The sequence below is a fragment of the Sphingorhabdus sp. EL138 genome (assembly GCF_900258045.1).
GTDB lineage: Bacteria > Pseudomonadota > Alphaproteobacteria > Sphingomonadales > Sphingomonadaceae > Parasphingorhabdus.
Genome location: NZ_OGVD01000002.1, coordinates 258,567 through 277,817 on the forward strand (window position 1 = coordinate 258,567; position 19,251 = coordinate 277,817).

At 54.8% G+C, this 19,251-nt stretch carries 18 protein-coding genes; 9 read left to right on the plus strand and 9 right to left on the minus strand.

Features of this window, described 5'->3' with window-relative positions; translation table 11 throughout:
- Positions 1-5: 5 nt before the first annotated feature.
- Positions 6-2,552, plus strand: a complete 2,547-nt coding sequence (locus DK507_RS04655) for a TonB-dependent receptor (RefSeq protein WP_109355210.1) — start codon at positions 6-8, stop codon at positions 2,550-2,552.
- A 17-nt stretch (positions 2,553-2,569) separates the two neighbouring features.
- Here DK507_RS04655 and DK507_RS04660 read toward each other — a convergent pair whose 3' ends face one another.
- The 8 genes from DK507_RS04660 to DK507_RS04695 form a co-directional block, all read right to left on the minus strand.
- The gene (locus DK507_RS04660; protein ID WP_162558895.1) at positions 2,570-3,505 is read right to left on the minus strand and encodes an SDR family oxidoreductase; all 936 of its coding nucleotides are present in this window, start codon (positions 3,503-3,505) and stop codon (positions 2,570-2,572) included.
- 44 nt (positions 3,506-3,549) lie between these two features.
- Positions 3,550-5,169 carry an FAD-dependent oxidoreductase gene (locus DK507_RS04665; protein WP_109355212.1) on the minus strand — a complete coding sequence of 540 codons (1,620 nt, stop codon included), beginning with the start codon at positions 5,167-5,169 and terminating at the stop codon, positions 3,550-3,552.
- A 97-nt stretch (positions 5,170-5,266) separates the two neighbouring features.
- Positions 5,267-6,442: a CaiB/BaiF CoA-transferase family protein gene (locus DK507_RS04670; RefSeq protein ID WP_109355213.1), complete on the minus strand. Its 1,176-nt coding sequence runs from the start codon at positions 6,440-6,442 to the stop codon at positions 5,267-5,269.
- Positions 6,439-7,371, minus strand: coding sequence for a hydroxymethylglutaryl-CoA lyase (locus DK507_RS04675; protein WP_109355214.1), 933 nt, complete (start codon positions 7,369-7,371; stop codon positions 6,439-6,441). The genes DK507_RS04670 and DK507_RS04675 overlap by 4 nt, the downstream gene beginning before the upstream one ends.
- On the minus strand, positions 7,368-7,985 hold the full coding sequence (gene leuD / locus DK507_RS04680) for a 3-isopropylmalate dehydratase small subunit (RefSeq protein WP_109355215.1): 618 nt from the start codon (positions 7,983-7,985) through the stop codon (positions 7,368-7,370). Before leuD ends, DK507_RS04675 begins: the two co-directional genes overlap by 4 nt.
- Positions 7,985-9,385 (minus strand): 3-isopropylmalate dehydratase large subunit, encoded by a 1,401-nt coding sequence (locus DK507_RS04685; RefSeq protein WP_109355216.1) that lies wholly within the window; start codon positions 9,383-9,385, stop codon positions 7,985-7,987. The genes leuD and DK507_RS04685 overlap by 1 nt, the downstream gene beginning before the upstream one ends.
- Positions 9,357-9,857 (minus strand): DUF3598 domain-containing protein, encoded by a 501-nt coding sequence (locus DK507_RS04690; protein WP_109355217.1) that lies wholly within the window; start codon positions 9,855-9,857, stop codon positions 9,357-9,359. Before DK507_RS04690 ends, DK507_RS04685 begins: the two co-directional genes overlap by 29 nt.
- Entirely contained in the window at positions 9,857-11,236 is a 1,380-nt protein-coding gene (locus tag DK507_RS04695; protein WP_254054258.1) for an alpha/beta hydrolase, read from the minus strand. Before DK507_RS04695 ends, DK507_RS04690 begins: the two co-directional genes overlap by 1 nt.
- An 89-nt stretch (positions 11,237-11,325) precedes the next feature.
- Between DK507_RS04695 and DK507_RS04700 the strand changes: the two genes are divergently transcribed.
- Genes DK507_RS04700 through DK507_RS04730 form a run of 7 tightly spaced genes read left to right on the plus strand, consistent with a single transcriptional unit; the run spans position 11,326 to position 17,718 of the window.
- Positions 11,326-12,006, plus strand: coding sequence for an isochorismatase family protein (locus DK507_RS04700; protein ID WP_109355218.1), 681 nt, complete (start codon positions 11,326-11,328; stop codon positions 12,004-12,006).
- Complete coding sequence (locus DK507_RS04705; RefSeq protein WP_109355219.1) at positions 12,006-12,899, plus strand: polysaccharide deacetylase family protein; 894 nt, start codon at positions 12,006-12,008, stop codon at positions 12,897-12,899. The genes DK507_RS04700 and DK507_RS04705 overlap by 1 nt, the downstream gene beginning before the upstream one ends.
- Positions 12,896-13,819, plus strand: a complete 924-nt coding sequence (locus tag DK507_RS04710; protein WP_109355220.1) for a polysaccharide deacetylase family protein — start codon at positions 12,896-12,898, stop codon at positions 13,817-13,819. Before DK507_RS04705 ends, DK507_RS04710 begins: the two co-directional genes overlap by 4 nt.
- Positions 13,816-15,237, plus strand: coding sequence for an aldehyde dehydrogenase family protein (locus tag DK507_RS04715; protein ID WP_109355221.1), 1,422 nt, complete (start codon positions 13,816-13,818; stop codon positions 15,235-15,237). The genes DK507_RS04710 and DK507_RS04715 overlap by 4 nt, the downstream gene beginning before the upstream one ends.
- The gene (locus DK507_RS04720; RefSeq protein WP_109355222.1) at positions 15,237-16,424 is read left to right on the plus strand and encodes a class I SAM-dependent methyltransferase; all 1,188 of its coding nucleotides are present in this window, start codon (positions 15,237-15,239) and stop codon (positions 16,422-16,424) included. Before DK507_RS04715 ends, DK507_RS04720 begins: the two co-directional genes overlap by 1 nt.
- Positions 16,421-16,702: a hypothetical protein gene (locus tag DK507_RS04725; protein WP_109355223.1), complete on the plus strand. Its 282-nt coding sequence runs from the start codon at positions 16,421-16,423 to the stop codon at positions 16,700-16,702. The genes DK507_RS04720 and DK507_RS04725 overlap by 4 nt, the downstream gene beginning before the upstream one ends.
- On the plus strand, positions 16,699-17,718 hold the full coding sequence (locus tag DK507_RS04730; protein WP_109355224.1) for an NAD(P)-dependent alcohol dehydrogenase: 1,020 nt from the start codon (positions 16,699-16,701) through the stop codon (positions 17,716-17,718). Before DK507_RS04725 ends, DK507_RS04730 begins: the two co-directional genes overlap by 4 nt.
- Here the strand turns inward: DK507_RS04730 and DK507_RS04735 are convergent.
- Positions 17,708-18,436, minus strand: a complete 729-nt coding sequence (locus DK507_RS04735) for a hypothetical protein (protein ID WP_109355225.1) — start codon at positions 18,434-18,436, stop codon at positions 17,708-17,710. The genes DK507_RS04730 and DK507_RS04735 overlap by 11 nt on opposite strands.
- Positions 18,437-18,544: 108 nt before the next feature.
- Here DK507_RS04735 and DK507_RS04740 point away from each other — a divergent pair, with 108 nt between their 5' ends.
- On the plus strand, positions 18,545-19,237 hold the full coding sequence (locus DK507_RS04740) for a hypothetical protein (protein WP_109355226.1): 693 nt from the start codon (positions 18,545-18,547) through the stop codon (positions 19,235-19,237).
- The last annotated feature ends 14 nt before the right edge of the window (positions 19,238-19,251 follow it).

Sequence of the window (19,251 nt, forward strand, 5' to 3'; positions counted from 1 at the left end):
GTAAAATGCGTCGCTTCAAAACAGCTCTTTCACTATCGGCGGGTGTCGCTGCTCTCGTAAGTTTCAATCCGGCCATTGCTCAATCGACCGGCGATCAGGAAGCCGGTGAAGCAGATAGCGGCAATGTTATTATCGTTACTGCGCGGCGACAGGACGAATTGCTTGCCGAAGTACCCGCATCGATTACCGTTTTTACGGCCGAAACGCTTGAACGCACTGGCATAGAACAGGCGGACGAGTTTGTGCAGCTGACCGCCGGTGTCACTATCGTTAGCGGTACGGCCGAAGCCGGCGATACACAGATCAACATTCGCGGCATAAACGGCGCGCGGGATGCGGAAAGCTCTGTTGCTTTGGTGGTGGATGGCATCCTTAAAACCAACACCGCCCAATTGAATCAGGATCAGGGTACATTACGCCAGATTGAAATTTTGAAGGGCCCGCAAGGCGCGCTTTATGGCCGGAATGCTGCGGCTGGCGCAATTGTTATTCAAACACTGAAACCAGGCGATGAACTGGAAGGCGGCGTAAGGTTAAGTGCAGCCGAAGATAATACTTACAAAGCGTCTGCCTATATATCAGCTCCTGTTGGCGACACTGCCGGTTTCGTTTTGTCGGGTTCTTACAACACGACGGATGGCTTCTACCGGAACAGCTTCCTGAACAACCGAAAGGTGGTTGATGACCAGGAGACATGGTCGATTGATGGACGGTTTGTGGCTGAGCTGGGCCCCGACACCGAAGTTGACGTAAAGGCTCGCTATGCGGATCTGTCCGGCGCATCCATCAACTTCAACGCTGCTTTCCACTTGCCGAATTTCGCGGCGACCAATCCGGCGTTTTTTGAAGATGTGAACGATCACCCGTTTAACTATTATTCGAACATTCGTCCGACCAATGAACAGCAAACATTTGAAGCATCGGTTAAGCTGACCCATGAATTTGACTTTGCGACATTGACCGCATGGGCGCTTTATGCCGATGTGGATCAGGCGTTGACGGCCGATGGTACGTCTGCTGATTTTGCGCGTTATACTTTCCCGGGAGCCACTCCAGCTTCGGTTGATGCCTCTAACAATTGTTTTGGTTCTACTGCAGCGCTGACCGGATTTCCCGTTAACCAGCCGGGTTTTGTGGGCAACAACCCTATCCCGTTTATCTTTGATCCGGTTAATGGATCGACCTTCGGACCCTATAGTCCAACAACCTGTGACGGCACGCAGTTCCAGATCCGTGAACAGACCGATATTAGCGCAGAAGTCCGGTTAGCTTCCAATGGTGATGGCCCGCTCGGTTGGCAGGTCGGCGGCTATTTCCTGAATATCGATCGTGATGTAGGCGTGAGCTTGGGAGCTGATTTGGGGCAGGGCGTTATCCGTCAATTGTTCAATGGACCGGACAGCGCCAATCCGACGTCACAGCTCTTCGCCGATAATTTCAACACCAACGTCTATGCCGTATTCGGATCGCTGGACTATGAAGTGGCGGATAATTTTGATGTTGGTTTGGCTCTGCGTTATGACGTGGAGGATCGCGAAGTATCAAGCCAAGTACCCTTGGCAACTGACCCTATCACAGGAACGCCGATTAATCCGGGTCAGGCCTTTGGCGCGATTCCAGATCAGTCGGAAACGTTCAAGCAGCTGCAACCAAAATTGTCGCTGCGCTATGGGTTGTCGGACGACATTAACTTCTATGCCAACTGGGGCATCGGCTTCAAATCCGGTGGTTTCAACAACCAGGGTTCTGCCGCGATTGTGGATCAGAATTTCAACCAGTTTATTGGCACAAATGTCTTGATCAACGATATTTTCCGCAAGGAAAAATCCAGCGCTTTTGAGGCGGGTTTCAAAGGCTCTCTTGCCAATGGCCGGATCACCTTCGATCTTGCCGGCTATTATACCGATGTCGATGACATGCAGTTTTTCGAGTTTTTCGTCGGCGGTTTCGGTCTTTTGCGGGTGGTTTCCAATATCGATGAAGTTGAACTTTACGGTTTGGAATTCAACGCAAATGCCGAAATCGTGGAAGGCTGGGACATTTTTGGCGCGGTCAACGTGACCGAGAGCGAAATCAAGGCCAATGCTTCGCGGCCCAACACGGTTGGGAATAAATCACCTTACACGGCTGACTATACGATCAATATCGGTACGCAGGTTGTTGCGCCAATTGCTAACGATTTTGATCTAGTGATGCGGGCAGACTACCGGATTACCGGACCCACCTGGTTCCACTCTGTTCAGGATGATACCAGTCCGACCTTGTTCAGCGGTTTGCTGCCGTTACCGGCAGATGCAAATTCACCAAACAAACTGGTTTTACCAGCCTTTGTTGGTGATGCGGACTATTCGATTACCGAGCGGGAAGCCTTTGGCGTACTCGACCTGCGCTTTGGTCTGGAAGGGGATAACTGGAATGTCACCGCTTTTGCTGACAATCTGCTCAACCGCAAATATCTCAACGAGGTTATTCCGGCGATTGAATTTGGCGGATCATTTATCTCACCGGGTCAGCTCCGGCGCTTTGGTGTCGAGGTCGGGTATAAGTTCTGATCTCTGGCAATTACTGATTATCGGGCACCTGCCATTCGGATCGCAAGAGCCGGATCGGTTGGATCGCTCCAGTCCTGTCGCGCCGCCCATTCGGCAAGTGGCGTCGGCCGAGTTTTAAAATATTTGGCCATTTCCACTATATCTGCGATGAGCGGTGATATCGGCTGTTCATTATAGAAGCTGTAGAAGCTTGCCATACCGCTATAGATCGATTGGGGTTCGACAGTCGCCGATCCGGTGACCAATAAGCTCATCGCGGATGCGAATTCATTTGGTGTCATGCTTTTGAATGTGATGGGTTTCCCGGCAGCCTCGCTGAGGATCGAAGCAACCTCATCCCCAACCAGAGCTTGCGGTCCGCCAACAGCATAACGTCCACTCGGCAGATCATCATTTTGCAGCGCCTCGACCATGAAGGCAGCGACATCATCAAGGCAGATCCATGATATTTTCAGATCCGGTTTGGCAGGATAGGCAAATATCGAACTGTTGACGATGGAGGGTTTGTTCCAGCTGCGGATCATATTGTCCATGAAGACCTTGGTTTCAAAAATCGCATAGCTGACACCGCTATCGATAATCGCCTTTTCAATCGCCCGGCGGCCGTCATGCGCAGGATTGCCGTTATCTTCATCGGCCACATAACAGCTCGTGTTGAACACGATTTTTCGAACGCTGCTGGCTTTGGCTGCAGCTGCGATGTTACGACCGAGCTCGGTCGCTTTTTCAAGATCAAATACAAAGGGCAGGTGCATGGCAATGGCATCCATGCCCTGCGCCGCCGCGACCATGGATTGCTCGTCATATAGATCGGCTTCTACGGTCTCGACATTTGCAAAGGGCGTATTGGCCAGTGCGGCTGTATTGCGCAGCGCTGCCACCGGATGCAGGCCTGCCGCAAGCAAACGTTCTAGCAAAGGATGGCCTTGGTCGCCGGTTGCGCCGATGGTCAATATTCTGATGGTTCTATCCTCTTCTCAAATTTCGTTGATTTTCTTTAGCTATTGATGCGCCGTGCGACAGACCGGCCAGCGATATATCCGAAGGTCAGGGCAGGGCCGAGTGTTCCGCCTGCACCCGCATAGACCCCGCCGGTTGGACAGCTGATAACATTGCCTGCCGCGAACAGGCCTGGAATCGGCTCTCCTTGATGGTCAAGCACCTGTGCTGAACCATCGGTTTTTGCGCCGCCATTGGTGCCGAGTGTTCCCATGTGGATTTCCACCGCATAGAATGGGCCATTGGTGATTGGTCCTAATGTCGCCGATGCGCCTTCACGTGAACGGTCGCCGTAGAAGCGGTCATATGCGCTCTCGCCGCGGCCAAAATCTGGATCATGACCCTTGATTGCATGGGCGTTGAAATGGGCGACCGTTTCTTCCAGCCGCTCGCCATCAATATCTATTGCATCGCCAAGACTTCCCAGATCATCTGCACTGGTTATCCAGTCTGGCACTGCATCCCCAGGCATGACCGAAGCCAGCGGGTAACGGGACATATATTGCGAATCGAAAATCAGATAGGCGGGCAAATTTGGATAAGAATAGGTCGCCGGATCAAATTGGTGAAAAGCCCCGGCTAGTGCAGAATAATTATTGGCCTCGTTGCAAAAGCGCTTCCCCGCTCCGTTGACCAATATAGTGTGCGGAAGCGTTCTTTCGATCAGTACCGGCATGGAGCGCTGCTCGCCGCCCTCCCATTTTACTTCGGGGATTGAGAGGGTCGGTACCCACCAGGCACTGGTCATATTGCCAAGGCTTGCTCCGGCGGCCATGGCCATTTTCAGACCATCGCCCTGGTTGCCCGGCGGCGAGGCGGGGGCATCCAGCGGGCCGCGCAAAAAGGCCTGTTTCAGCTCTTCATTCCATTCAAAACCGCCGGTTGCCAGTATTACACCTTGTGATGCGTTGATGGTCAAATCGGCGTCGTCGCGGCGGACCTTGGCCCCGGCTACGCGGCCATTCTCGACAATCAAGCGGTGGCCATCAACATCCAGCAAGGGTTCAATCCCGCGATCAAGGCAGGCCTTTAACAGGCGCCCGATCAAAGCCTGTCCCCAGCCGCGTAGATCTTCGCTTTCGCGGCGGGCCATTTCGGCTGGATCAACTTGTCCGGTGCCGCCGCCCAAAGGCGTTTCCCGCAGCATCATGCGCGGCGCGGGACCATGTTCAAAGACCTTGTCGGCCCAATCGCCCAGTGCGGAGAAGTCGAACAGATCATTATCGAGAGCGCGGCCGCCATCCGGTTTAGCTCCCGGCCGGTCGAGATAATAATCAGGATAGCCTTCCAGCAGGCTGAGTCTCGCCGCATCCAGATTTTCGAGAAAGCCTAGCGCTTGTGGACCTTCCTCGACAAAGGCGGACAATATAGTGTCATCGATATCGCCCTGATCGAGAGAGCGGAAATAGGCGAGGGCGTCTTCGCGGCTATCTTCGATACCATGCACCTGCATCTGCCGGTTACCGGGTATCCAGACAATGCCACCCGATATTGCAGCGGTGCCGCCCAGTTTCGGCTGCTTTTCGATGACTGTGACGCTCGAACCGGCCTCATGCGCTGCCAGAGCAGCGCTCAGTCCAGCTGCGCCGGCTCCGATGATCAGGACATCTGTGTTCATGGCGATGACTCTCCCTTGTTGATGAACAGGATAAGGGAGATTGTTCGGGCGGGACCACTGTTACTTTTGGGCCGGAATATATTGGCCCGGGAACATGCTAGTCCACAGTGCCGACGTCCCGCAGAGCTTTTATTTGTCCCGGGCTCAAGCCGAGTTCCTCCAAAATCGCCTCGCTATGCTGACCTATGGTCGAAAGATTGGCGGATGCAGATGGCCGCGCCCCGTCCATTTCAATCGGCAGCGATGGCAGCTTGGTTTGCTGGCCATTGGCTAGTGTGACGGGTTCGAGACCGCCACTGGCATTGAGATGCGGATCGTCGAACATGTCCTCAGGGCGTGCGATTGGGGCGAAGGGCAAACCGGTGCCTTCAAGCTTCGCGATCAACTCATCTCGGCCAAAGCCAGCGATCAATTCCCGAATTTGCGGCATGATCCGGTCGCGTGCGGCAACCCGGTTGTTATTCTCACGGATGCTTTCATCTGCCCACAGATCGTCAAGCGCAAACAGCTTGCAGAATTTCTCCCATAGAGCATCGGTGACCACACCAATGAAAATCGGTTCGTCCTTGGTCTGGAAAACATCATAAATAGCCCAGGCGGATATGCGGGCAGGCATGGGGTCAGCGGCTTTACCGGTCACGGCCATTTGCGCCATATGCTGGCCGATCAGATATACGGTGGTTTCAAAGAGCGAGCTTTGTACCTTTTGCCCTTTGCCAGTGCGGTGCCGTTCCTCAACTGCTGCCAATATTGCAATCACGCCGAACATGCCGCCTGTAACATCGATCACGCTGGAACCAGCACGCAATGGCTGTCCGGGCGGACCAGTCATATAGGCAAGTCCCCCCATCATTTGGGCCACTTCATCGAGGGCGGTTCGGTTTTCATAGGGTCCGGGGAGGAATCCTTTTTCCGAGGCGTAGATCAACCGTTCATTGGACTGGGCGAGCTCTTCATAGCCAAGTCCCAAGCGATCCATTGCGCCGGGACGGTAGTTTTCAACCAATATATCTGCGCCTTTAACAAGCTGGCGCGCTATACCAAGCCCTTCAGGGTCTTTCAGGTTAAGTGAGATACTCTGTTTATGGCGGTTATACATAGGGAAGTAGCCAGAACCGGAGCCTACCAGATTGCGAGTTCTATCACCGCCAATCGGTTCGACGCGGATCACTTCCGCGCCCAACGAGGCAAGAATGGCGCCCACTGCAGGTCCCATGACCATATGGGTGAACTCGATAACTTTCAGGCCTGCTAGAGGTGTTGGTGCGTTCATGCTGCGGCCCTTTCAAATCCCAGGGGAAGACCAGCATCGGGTGTAAACCCATAAAGCGGTTCTTCGGGCAGGGATGCTGCAACAATTTCCCTTACTTTCAGTAGTTTATCCAGATTAATGCCCGTATCAATACCCATAGCCTCCAGCATGAAAACCAGGTCTTCCGTAACGATGTTGCCCGAGGCGCCCGGTGCGAAGGGGCAGCCGCCCAAGCCTCCCAGCGAAGCATCAAAAGTGGTAATACCTTCCTCCAATCCTGCCATGACATTCGCCAAGCCAAGTCCGCGGGTATTGTGGAGATGCAGCGTGTTGAGCTTGTCGCTGCCGATCACACCCTTGATCTGGCGCACCATTCGTGTGACCTGCGCCGGATTGGCATAGCCGGTTGTGTCCGACAGGCCGACCTCGGCCACACCGGCCTCCATCGCCGCTTCCGCGAGGTGCGCGACCTGGTCTTCGCTGACTGACCCCTCAATGGTGCAACCAAAGGCAGTAGAGAGACCTACTTCAAAATGGGGACGCTGTCCTTCGGACTGCGCAGCGACCAGATCGGCAATCGCTTTGATTTCGGCGAGCATTGCTGGATGATCTTTGCGCACGTTCTTGATGCTATGGGTTTCGGACATGGAAAAGGGGATCGACATTTTGTCGACGCCTGCTGCTATGGCTCTCTCCGCGCCTTTCAGATTGGGTATGAGCGTGACAACATCCAGATTGGGCAGGGTCTTCGCATAGGCCACAATTTCTGCGGTATCCGCCATTTGCGGTAGCAGGGATGGCGGTACGAAGCTTCCTACTTCAATCTCGCTGACACCCGCCTCGGCCTCCGCCTTGATCCAGGCCTTTTTGGCTTCGGTCGGCATCACGGCATCAATGCTTTGCAGGCCGTCGCGTGGTCCCACTTCGCTGATGGTTACAGACTTTGTCATTGGGTGGCTCCTAGGTAAATCCATGGCCGCGTTGCGCGGTCGGCCGTTTGCCATGCGGCAATGTCTTTGGCCATTTTCAAACTGAGGTCGATAGCATCCAATCCCTCCAGCAACATCGCTTTGGCTTCATCATCAATCGGGAAAGACCAGCTCTGGTCTTTGCCAATGGTGATTTTTTGTGCGGCCAAGTTGATGGTAATAGGACAATCCACTTCTTCGATTATGGCTATCGCATCAGCATCCAAAACGGCTGGCAAGATACCGTTACGAACGCAGTTACCGGCAAAAATCGGTGCGAAGCTCGGGGCAATAACAGCCCGAAAACCATATTCGGCCAATGCCCATACAGCATGCTCGCGGCTCGACCCGCAACCGAAATTCGCGCCGCCCAGGATGATCTGGCTGTCGGCATAACAAGGATCGTTGAGTATAAAACTTGGATCAGGATCGCGGCCACCGATCGCGGTATAACGCCATCCGGCGAATAGCCCGTCAGCAAATCCGGTCTTGCCGGTGCTTTTCATCTCGCGTGAGGGGATGATCTGGTCGGTGTCGACATTATCGCGGATCAGAGGCATGGGCCGGGAAGTCAGCATGGAAAATGGTTCAGCCATCACAGCAACTCCCGGACATCGGCAATGGCACCTGCCAGCGCACTGGCGACAACCGTTTCGGGACTGGCAATATGGGTTTTGACGCCCGGTCCCTGACGGCTTTCAAAATTACGGTTGGTGGTAGAGATAACCCGTGCACCTGATTGAAAACTCTCACCTCCTGCATAGAAGCACATCGAACAGCCACTTTCCCGCCATTCAAACCCGGCTTCGCGAAAAATTGCATCAATCCCTTCTGATTCAGCTTTGCGTTTGACGCGGGAGGAGCCGGGGACGCAAATGGCTTGGACATGGTCAGCAATTCTCTTGCCCTTTAGTAGGGCGCTGGCCCGGCGCAGGTCGGATAAACGGCTATTGGTACAGCTGCCGATGAAGGCGGCATCTATCGGCGTTCCTTTAAGGCTCTGTCCTTTTTGTAACGCCATATATTCAAGCGAGCGCTCGTCGGCATTTTCGGGTACGGTACCGCCAATACCAACACTATGTTCCGGACTGGTACCCCAACTGACCGTTGGTGTAATCGCGCTAGCGTCAATTTCAATTTCAGTATCAAAAGTAGCGTCTGCATCGCTGATCAGTTTTCCCCAGCTTTCAACGGCTTGGTCCCACTGAGCTTCTTTGGGCGCGTAACGACGCCCCTCCAGATATGTGATAGTTTTCTCATCGGGAGCGATAAACCCAGACATGGCGGAAAATTCCGTCGCCATGTTGCAGAGGGTCATCCGCCCTTCCATGTCGAGCGCGCGAACCGCGTCTCCGGCAAATTCCACAGCGTGTCCTTTGCCACCGGCCGCGCCATGGCTAGCGATCAATGTCATGATCATGTCCTTGGGCGTGACGCTTTTTGATAACGACCCGGAAAAACAGACCCGCATGGATTTGGGCTTGTTCAGCCGCAATGTTCCCGTCGCCATCGCATGTTCCGCCTCCGATGATCCGATGCCCCAGGCTAGTGCGCCGAAAGCGCCCTGTGTGCAGGTATGACTGTCAGGTGCCACCAAGGTACATCCCGGTAGCACGATACCCAGTTCCGGCGATATTACATGGACAATCCCCTGATCGGGATCGTTGACATCAAACAGGGTTATGCCAGCGGCTTTGGCAGCAGCTCTCGTTTCGGTGATGAAAGCCTGCCCGCCAGGCATCAGGGTCTGGTCTGTTCGGCCCGGCCGGGTGTCCACAATATGGTCTGTGACGGCAAAGACGCGTGCCGGATCGACCACGGCGCGTCCGGCCTCAGCCAATGAATTGAGCGCGGACGCACCGGTGCGCTCGTGCAGAAAAACACGGTCAATAGCCATCAATGCGCCACCACCTGGCAAGGTGCCGACGACATGGCTATCCCATAACTTATCAAAGAGTGTCGATGGTTCAGGCAGGAACAACCTCCATTTCGGCATCAATAGAACGCCAGTCCTTGGTCACGAAAGTCTCCTGTATCGCGGTCCGCGTTTCCAGCAATCCGTTTCTAATCCAGTGCCACGTCCGACAACGGTTCTGGCCATCGTCGGAAATCTGAATCTGTTCATAAAGATAAAGTGATGGATCACCTTGCCGCTGCCAATACAACATCACGGTGCGGTTATATTCGTCCAGCGGCACTTCGGCGGCCCAACCTTTGATCAGCTCATTGTCCCACCAGACGCGTTTGTCGCCATATTCGGCCGGAAACTCGCGTATCTCGGTTTTACCATCAGCCCATGTATAGTGGTTGGTCTGATGATAAGGCACATCGCCTTCGTCCGGGAATCGGCAAAGCAGACGGGATGCATGCTCATCAATTTTCTCGTTCTGCGCGTTGAAATAGGTGTAGGTGCCGTCCCAAACGCCTTCGTGTCGGGCCAAAAGCGGCATGTCTTCTCTGATTCCCATTAATCTTCCTTTTGTCGTTGTTGGAGGGCGATATGATATTGCTTGGCGCTATGTCCGTTGATCAGGGCAAGATGCTCTACGGCAAGATTCGCGGGCCCGAGATTCTTTTCGTCGAAAGCAAGGGCGTGATCTGCATCGACTGTGTACCAGGGCGCAAACATATGACGGGCGCGAACAATCTGCCAAGCCATATTGAGATAATTACCAAAACGGTCGGGCGACAAATCCGGATAGAGTCGATCCGGTTCACCATTGGGCAGGGAAGGATATAGGATTGTTTTAGTGTCGAGCGCATCAGCAATCGCATTTACAACGTCCTGCCACACAGCCCAGCTGACAGGGACTGCGGCATCCCAATTGTCCGATAGGCCATGGCCGGGTAGATCAATGGCGATCTGACCCGCGGGTTGATTGCCGGTCGCGGCATAGGAGGGGGCATGAAGAGCAAGTCTGTCCGCACGCCGATCGCCTCGCCAGTGGATTAGGCCGTGAAAATCATCTGTTCGAACTTCCACAAAACCTTCATCACCGGCATCAGGTAAGTTGTCGATCGTCACCGTATCTGCAGCCAGCAAATGGGACAGGCTGACCGCCTGATGTTCCTCTGGCGTCGTCACTTTTTGTGCTGCCCAACTGGCGGGCATATCACCCAACCGGTCGATATGCTCTTGCAGCGGATCGCCATCATAAGCGCTGATCAGGCAGGGTGGGACGTCTGCGTCAATGGCTGGAATATCACGAGGCGCGCGCAGCACCGCGCCATAGCCTGCCTGATAGGCATTACCGGCGTCGAGCATCTCACGAACAATCGCATCGACCCGCGCAGGATCATCATTTGCAACCGAAAGCCGGTGAGCATCATCGGTCGCAAACCATGGAAAAAACCAGCTTTGTTCGAGGATACGGTTCCACAACCAGGTCAGATGTTCGCCATAATCGGATGGATGGAATTCAGGCAGATAGCGATCACTGAACAACGCCATTTCTTCGGGCGACCAGATCGCATAGCCCCCGACGGCTAGTGTTGTGATTCGAGTCGGATGGCGTTTGACCGCCGTGACCAAGATGATTCCACCGGAATGAAAGCCATAGGCGGCGCATCTTTCGATACCCAGTGCATCAAGAAATTCGATAGTCGCGTCTGCATATTCGGTGATTTCAGGATGGCCTGGCAGTGGATCAGACTGCCCAAAACCCGGCGTATCTGGCGCGATGCACGTGAAATGCTCCGACCATTTTTCCATCAATGCTTCATATTCTTTGGAGCTGCGCGGGCTTTGATGCACCATCAGCAACGGCGGACCTTTGCCCGCCTTGCGGTAATGGACGCGGCGTCTGTTGCTGCCGGTTGAAACATCGATAAAGTGTCGTGTGATCATAAGAATCTTTATTTGTCCGGACAAATTTGTCTCGACAAGTCTTTTTTGCAGATTATTGTCTTTTTATCGAATCCGGAGAGAAAAACCCAATGACATTAATTGGCACGAAAATGGTCCAGGATGGCCGTACTGCGCGCGAGATTTTTGAAGAAGTGATCGGCAATCCCGCTCGAAAGAAATTTGGCTTTGGTGAAAAACTCGCCATCGTCAATGTCGATGTGCAGCAGGCCTATACGCGGACAGACATGTTCAAGACAGCCTATGAAACCGATCCAAAGCAGATCGATTATATCAATCAGATTTCTGCTGTTGCACGAGCGAAAGACATGCCGGTCATCTGGAGCCGGGTAGCTTATAAGGACGACGCCGGAGATGCCGGAGTCTGGGGCACTCGAACCGATACCGAAGATTCGCTGCAGAATATCAAATATGACAGCGAGCGCCATTTGCTGGATCCGCGCTGTGATGTGGATGCCGACGATCTGCAATATACCAAACGTATGCCGAGCGCCTTTTTCGAAACGCCGCTGGCGAGCTATCTGACATGGCACAAAGTCGATACGGTGGTGGTGACCGGCGGCTCTACATCTGGTTGCGTGCGTGCCACGGCGGTAGACGCCCTAAGTCATGGATATCGTACAATCGTGCCGATCGAAACCTGTGCCGATAAACATGAAAGCTATCATTTTGCCAACCTTACTGACTTGCAGTTGAAATATGCAGATGTCGAACCGGTACAGGCCGTGATTGACTGGCTGGAGGCGCGCTAGTGTCTGAAGCACAAAAATCCGATCCGGGATTATATGATTATCTGCCTTATCGCAGTCGTCCGAAAATCGAATGGCCAGAGGGCAAGACCTGCGCGGTCTGGATAGCGCCCAATCTGGAGTTTTATGAACTGGACCCTGCGGTAAATCCCCATCGCAAAAGCTGGCCAAAGCCACATCCCGATGTGGTCGGGTACAGCCACCGTGATCATGCAAACCGAGTGTCGCACTGGCGCATGGCGGAGATGATGACGAAGCACGGCTTTCCGGGATCGGTGAGCTTGTCGGTAGCGCTGTGCGACCATATTCCCGAAGTGGTGGAGGATGCCGACCAACGAGGCTGGGAGTTTTTCAGCCATGGCATTTACAACACGCGCTACTCCTATGGAATGGATGAGGCGCAGGAACGAGCGATTATTGAGGATTCCATTATGACCGTGGAGAGCGCCACGGGTCAAAGGATCAGAGGTTGGCTAGCGCCGGCGCTAACCCATACATCGCGCACGCTCGACCTGCTCGCGGAATATGGCATGGATTATACCTGCGATCTTTATCAGGATGATCAGCCGACGGATGTGAAGGTGAAGTCCGGGCAGCTAACAGCAATACCTTATAGCCTTGAGGTCAACGATCACTACGGCTTCTTCATCTATAACATGTCACCGCGGGAATATGCCGATACATTGATCCGGCAATATGACAGGCTGGCGGAAGAAGGCGCGCAATCGGGGACGGTGATGTGCATACCGTTGCACAGCTATCTGATTGGCCAGCCCCACCGGATTGGTCCGTTTGAGGCCGTGCTCGAACATATTGCCGCTGATGGCCGGGCATGGATCACCAAGGCTGGTGATATTGTTGATGCCTTCCGCAACCAGACGGGAGGCGCATCATGAGCCTCGATCCCGGCTATCTGGAATATCCGAAGCGTGGTCGCGGGATGGACCATGAACATTACCCCTATAGCAGCTTGTTTGATCGCAAACCGGTGCAATGGCCCGATGACAAAAAACTCCTTATCTGGCCGGTTATCAGCCTCGAATATTTCCCGATGGTGCCGAAGGATGACCCTTTTCGTGCGCCAGGCCATATGCAGACCGCTTACCCCGATTATCGCCACTACACGGCGCGGGAATATGGCACCCGGATCGGGATTTACCGGTTGCTTGGCGCGTTTGAAAAGGTGGGAATAAAAGTCTCAGTAGCGACTAACGGCGTAGTAGCCGAACGCTATCCACAGCTGGTTGAGGATATTGTCTCCGGTGGTCACGAAATCATAGCGCATAGCACGGACATGAACGGCACTATTGCAAGTGGTATGGCCCAAGCGGAAGAAAAAGCGCTGATAGAAACGGCGCTGTCCGTGTTGGAAAAGGCAACCGGAAAGCGGCCACGCGGGTGGCTGTCGATAGCGCGCTCACAGAGCTTCAATACCGCAAAGCTCCTTGCCGATGCGGGCGTTGAATATATGTGTGACTGGGTGAATGACGAAATGCCCTATGCGTTTCAAACTGACGCGGGGCCGATTACCAATATCCCGCTCAATCATGAACTTTCGGATCGCCAGATTATCAATGTCCAGCAGCACTCGGTCGACAGTTATGCTCAGCAGATGCGCGATGCTGCAGACTGGTTGCTGGCAGAAGCCAACCAATATGGCGGTCGGATGCTCCCGATGCATTTGACGCCCTATATCATGGGTTTACCCTATCGGATCGGCAGCTTTGAAGGGCTAATTGCGGATTTGGCCAAGCGCGAGGATGTCAGGTTTGCAAGAGGCGATGTGATACTCGACAGCTGGAAGGCACAGCTATGAAGATACGCAATCCCCGCACGGGCGAAGCGGATTACGAAATCGCTCCTTTAAGCCGTAACGCGGTTGTGGATGAGACCAGGCGGCTGCGCGATGGGCAGGTTGCCTGGGCCACTAAAACACCGGACGAGCGCGGTGCAGTCTTGCTACAATGGGCCGATGCGATAGAAGCTGATCTCGGTGCCATCATCCCGGCGCTTACAGACGATACGGGACGTGGAGGTATCTCCAAGATCGAAGCAGCCGGCGTACCGGGCCAGATCAGGCGATGGGCCGAGATGGCGCCTCAGCTCATTGTCGAGGGGCAGTTGACCGATCAACCAACCTCAGTACCCACAATCACCACTTCGACACGCTTGGTACCTTATCAGCTTGTCGGCGTTATCAGCCCATGGAATTTCCCCATGACGCTCGCGTTGATCGACGCCATTCCGGCTTTGATGGCGGGGTCAGCGGTGCTGGTAAAACCGTCGGAAGTGACCCCGCGATTCATCAAGCCGCTGATGGAAACCGTTGGGGAAATCCCGGAGCTGGCTGGGGTGCTGTCTATCATCGAAGGCGATGGTGCGACCGGGGCGGCGATGGTTGATCAGGTTGATTACATCTGTTTCACCGGATCGGTGGCGACGGGGCGGAAAGTTGGCGAAGGTGCCGCGCAGGCGTTTATTCCGGCTAGTCTGGAACTGGGCGGGAAGGACCCGATGATCGTGCTGGCGAGCGCAGACCCGGAGACCGCGGCGGCAACGGCGCTGAGGGCGAGTATCGTCAATACCGGGCAGGCCTGCCAGTCGATCGAGCGGGTCTATGTGGCCCGGGACATTGCCGAGCCGTTCCTCGCCAGTTTGACGACACAGGCAGAGGCGGTGGAGCTCAATTATCCCGATATCAACCACGGCCATATCGGGCCTTTTATCTTTGAAAAACAAGCAGAAATTGCCCAAAATCAGATTGACGATGCGGTTAGCAAAGGCGCCATACTGCTCACCGGCGGCACAGTCGAAAATCTCGGCGGCGGGCTCTATCTCAGACCCACGATACTCACCGATGTCCCGCCTGAATCAGACATTATCCGCGAAGAAAATTTCGGACCCGTCATCCCGGTTATGATCTATGATCAGATTGAAGAGGCGATTGCACAGGCGAATGATAGTATCTTCGGGTTGTCCGCCGCGGTTGTTGGCGGATCGGTTACGGAAGCGGAGCAGATTGGTACCAGATTGAAGGCGGGAGCGGTGTCTATCAATGACGGCTCGCTGACGTCGATGGTCTGGGAAGCGGAAAAGTCGAGCTTTGGCTATTCCGGGCTAGGCGCATCGCGGATGGGCACAAGCGGCCTGATGCGCTTTTTCCGCAAACAGGCGCTGATCCGGCAATCGGGTGACGCGGCGCGAATAGAGGCATTTGCAGAGGAGAATTTCTGATGGGCGTGGAATTACAGCATCCGATGAAACCCGAACTGACAGCGGAAGAGGCGGCGCGCGGGCGCTTTGTGTCCGGTATCCGGGCATTCATCCTCAATGATCTCGCCGGTGATATGCGCACCGCCTATGACAAGCGAGCCGCTCCGGCCTTTGCTCGGGAGACAGGCCGGGCTCCGGAAACCAGCAACGAAGCGCATCAGGCGCTGCGCGGTGATCCGGCGTTTAATATCTATTCGGCCATGCGGGTGCAGGCGCAAAAAATGGTCTGGCAGGCATCGGGCGCTGTCGTTGCGCGTGATCTCGAACGGCTGGAAACGGAGGCGGCGAAAGTTGCCGACCAGCCCGGCTCGGTAAAATTGGATCCCGATCTTGATATCCCGCGCAATGTCGATGCGATTGAAGTGCATCTGATGCCCGGCAGCTATACGCGCGGCGGAGAGTCGCTCGAAGCCGGAGCGGTCTATGATCAGGGGCTGGCGGTATTTTCCATGGGGCTAATGGGGGCCAATCTCGACGATATCGGCCTGTCCATGGCCGCTTATGTAAAAGGCAAGTTTCCGGACTTTCAGCCTCAGAGCATTCTCGATACGGGTTGCACCATCGGCCACAACACGCTGCCATGGAAACAGACCTATCCCAAAGCCAAGGTAGAAGCGATTGACGCAGCGGCTGGCGGCTTGCGCTATGCATCGGCTCGCGCCAAGATGCAGGGGCAGGAGGTCAGTTTCGCGCAAATGTCCGCCGATGCTCTGGATTATCCCGACGCCAGTTTCGACCTCGTCTTTTCCTCCATGTTCCTGCATGAGCTGTCAAAAAAAGCGCGCGCGGCGGCATTCAAAGAAGCCTATCGGGTTCTGAAACCCGGCGGTCTGCTGCTCCATATGGAATTACCGCCCAATGACCAGATGAATGCCTTTGACGGCTTTTATCTCGACTGGGACAGCTGGTATAATTCAGAACCTTTCTACAAAGGCTATCGCGACGAAAGCCCGCCGGAATTGTGCAAGGCCGGCGGCTTTGATGCAGGTGATTATTTCCAGTTTGTCGTGCCCAGTATTGGCATCTACGGCGAGGAAGCCGTGGCGCAGGCGATTGCGGACGAGAATGCCAATGCCGTCGATAGCGAAACCACCGGACGACTGGCCGAGGGTATCATGTGGTTCGGTTTCGGAGCCTGGAAGCGGTGAGCTCTGAAACTGACAACCCGGGCCCGGTTTTCAAACCGGATGACACGCCGAAAGATATTTACGGACCCGACGGCAAGCCACAATTTTTCGACGATCCCGGCATGGACCGCTTTGTCGCTGTCGTCATGAACATGGCGCAGGAAATGTGGGTGCAGGAAGAGCGGCTGATGGCGCTTGAAGGGCTGGAAGCCTCTGACGCGGAGCGTGAAGCAAAGCTGAAAATATTTATCGACCGTATTTTTGCGCCGCTGCGCGAACAAGGGAGTGACGACATATGAAGGCATGGCAAATCGGATCGAGGACCGGCATTGGCGGATTGCAGCTGGCCGATCATCCCGAGCCAGAGCCGGGGGCAGACGAGATTCTGGTCAAGGTTTCGGCGGCAGGTCTCAACTATCGCGATCTGATGGTGTTGCGCGGAGACTATGGCACGGATTTGCCCGAAGATCGCGTGCCTCTGTCTGACGGCGTCGGCGTGATTGAAGCCGTTGGTGCTGATGTTACCGGACTGGACGTGGGGACACGCGTCATGGCCCCGCATTTTGCGACCTGGCTCGATGGCGCCTACAGCTTTGCCGTCTTTGCCAGAGACCTTGGTGTGACCGTTAATGGCTGGCTCGCTGAAAAGATCATTCTTCCCGCAAATGCTGCCGTCACCGTACCTGAAAATGTGAGCGACAACAGCGCGGCCACTTTTTCGGTCGTTGGCAGCACGGTCTGGCATGCGATGATGGCCTTTGGCGAGGCCAAGCCGGGTGACCTTGTGTTGGCTCAGGGAACCGGGGGTGTGTCGATATTCGCGCTACAACTGGCCAAGGCCATGGGAATGGATTTCGCGATCACCTCGTCCAGCGATGAAAAACTCGCGCGCGCCAGGGAAATGGGCGCGGATTACGGCATCAATTATCGCGACCGGCCGGATTGGGGCGCTGCCTTGCTGGAAGCGACAGGCGGCCGGGGTGCCGATGTCGTTGTCGATACCTTGGGTTTTCCGGCCATGGGCGAGACTGTGGCGGCCTGCGCCGTCAATGCGCGCATCGGATCTCTGGGGGCGCTGTCCGGAACGCCGCAGGATCAATCCAGCGCCAGCCAGGGCGCTTTGATTGGCAAGAATATCGCAATCAAGGGCATCGCGTCCGGCAATCGAGAGATGCTGCAACAGGCGCTGGATGTGGTCGCGAAAAACGATATCGAACTGTTGGTCGAAAGCGTTTTCGACTTTAACGATGCACCTGCGGCTTACACGCATCTCGAAAGCGGCAGCCATATGGGCAAGATAATGATTACCGTTTAAGTTCGACCAGCTCGTACCAGGTCATCATATAACCGCCGACGCCGCCCTGTACGAATATGCCGTCGTCATCATCGGTAATCCACACGTCATAGGCAGGATGCTCGCCCGCCATGCCGCCGGTTCCCGGTACAATGCTGGCATCGTCGACAAATTGCAGATGTTTGCACTGAAAGGTGCCGGCCGGCACGGTAACTTCTTCTGTGCCGATATAGATGGCGCCGATTTTAACCTGTGCAATTTGCGGCGGGGTTGCACCACGATGATCGGGGGAGGGCAGATAGCAATTGAGCAGGCGCTTTGTTTCCTTATCCCAATCCTTGGTCGACAGCATATAGCCGTCCGAGACAATCGGGTGCGTGCCGAAACCGTCGAGCGGCAATTCCGCTTCAACCCTTTGAGAGAGCCTCCCGATCGAGGGGCCATAGGATTCCATTTCAACATGGGTTCCGTCAAAACGCATCCAGCCTGAACCCATAAATTCATCACCGACAGTCAGCCGGACATGGCAGTCCATCGGCTGCTTATGCTCGTCCATCGCGTAGATGATATCGCGCATCACCGTGGGTTCGGGTTCGTAAATTTCGCAATGTGCGCGCATCGTCACTTTGCCATCGCTATGATGGGTGAACATGAAAGTTTCGAACCCGCGGTTCTGACCCTCCATTTCCGGTTTGCGTGATGTATATTCCAGACGGCCTTCGATAATGCGGTGCTTCATCCCATTCTCCTTGTCTTTCTTCATGCCAGTGCATTTTTCTCTTGCCAAGAGGAATTTGTCCGGACAAATTGCAGATAGCTATTTACACGGTCTGGGAGGACGTTGGTAATGGAATTTCTCACAACGAATGAATTGAGCATATTGCGCTGGATCCACATCCTGGCGATGGTTTACTGGCTGGGCGGCGAATGGGGTGTTTTCCAGACCAGCTATAATGTCACGAACCGCAACCTGTCGCTGGAAGAACGGCGGCGGCATATGGAAACGGCCTACCGGATCGACATATTGGCGCGTACCGGCATTGTCCTGCTGCTGCCGCTGGGTCTGCACATGGGTAAGATTTATGGTTTTGTGCCCTTTCTTGACGGTGCCGGGATCTGGTGGATGTGGCTGTTTTTTGCGATCTGGCTGGCGATGACCTGGACTGCTTTTATCAAGCGGGAGACCGATATCGGCGTCAAGGTGACCAAAACCGAAGAGATGCTCCGCTATCCCCTTATCGTGGTCTTGTTCATTGTCGCCTTCATGGCTCTGGACGGCTCCGGTCCGATTGTCTCGGGCGAGGGCAATCACTGGTATCCGGCCAAAATTGGGCTCTATGCCTTTGCGTTATGTATCGGCCTGTTCCTGCGGGTCGTCATGCGCCGCTGGACGGTGCGGTTCCGTAAGCTGGCCGAAGGGCCGGATGCGGCCGAAGAAGCCGCGCTCGAACGGGAAATCGGGCAAGCGCGTATTGCAGCCTATATCTACTGGATCACCATCTCCGGCGTGTGTTTCCTGGGAGCGGTCAAACCGTTCTGATCATTGGTTTGGAG

Coding starts and splice junctions, on each gene's coding strand:
- DK507_RS04655 (WP_109355210.1), top strand. CDS start 6: ATGCGTCGCTTCAAAACAGCTCTTTCACTATCGGCGGGTGTCGCTGCT.
- DK507_RS04665 (WP_109355212.1), bottom strand. CDS start 5,169: ATGAACACAGATGTCCTGATCATCGGAGCCGGCGCAGCTGGACTGAGC.
- DK507_RS04670 (WP_109355213.1), bottom strand. CDS start 6,442: ATGAACGCACCAACACCTCTAGCAGGCCTGAAAGTTATCGAGTTCACC.
- DK507_RS04675 (WP_109355214.1), bottom strand. CDS start 7,371: ATGACAAAGTCTGTAACCATCAGCGAAGTGGGACCACGCGACGGCCTG.
- leuD (WP_109355215.1), bottom strand. CDS start 7,985: ATGGCTGAACCATTTTCCATGCTGACTTCCCGGCCCATGCCTCTGATC.
- DK507_RS04685 (WP_109355216.1), bottom strand. CDS start 9,385: ATGCCGAAATGGAGGTTGTTCCTGCCTGAACCATCGACACTCTTTGAT.
- DK507_RS04690 (WP_109355217.1), bottom strand. CDS start 9,857: ATGGGAATCAGAGAAGACATGCCGCTTTTGGCCCGACACGAAGGCGTT.
- DK507_RS04695 (WP_254054258.1), bottom strand. CDS start 11,236: ATGATCACACGACACTTTATCGATGTTTCAACCGGCAGCAACAGACGC.
- DK507_RS04700 (WP_109355218.1), top strand. CDS start 11,326: ATGACATTAATTGGCACGAAAATGGTCCAGGATGGCCGTACTGCGCGC.
- DK507_RS04710 (WP_109355220.1), top strand. CDS start 12,896: ATGAGCCTCGATCCCGGCTATCTGGAATATCCGAAGCGTGGTCGCGGG.
- DK507_RS04715 (WP_109355221.1), top strand. CDS start 13,816: ATGAAGATACGCAATCCCCGCACGGGCGAAGCGGATTACGAAATCGCT.
- DK507_RS04720 (WP_109355222.1), top strand. CDS start 15,237: ATGGGCGTGGAATTACAGCATCCGATGAAACCCGAACTGACAGCGGAA.
- DK507_RS04730 (WP_109355224.1), top strand. CDS start 16,699: ATGAAGGCATGGCAAATCGGATCGAGGACCGGCATTGGCGGATTGCAG.
- DK507_RS04735 (WP_109355225.1), bottom strand. CDS start 18,436: ATGAAGCACCGCATTATCGAAGGCCGTCTGGAATATACATCACGCAAA.
- DK507_RS04740 (WP_109355226.1), top strand. CDS start 18,545: ATGGAATTTCTCACAACGAATGAATTGAGCATATTGCGCTGGATCCAC.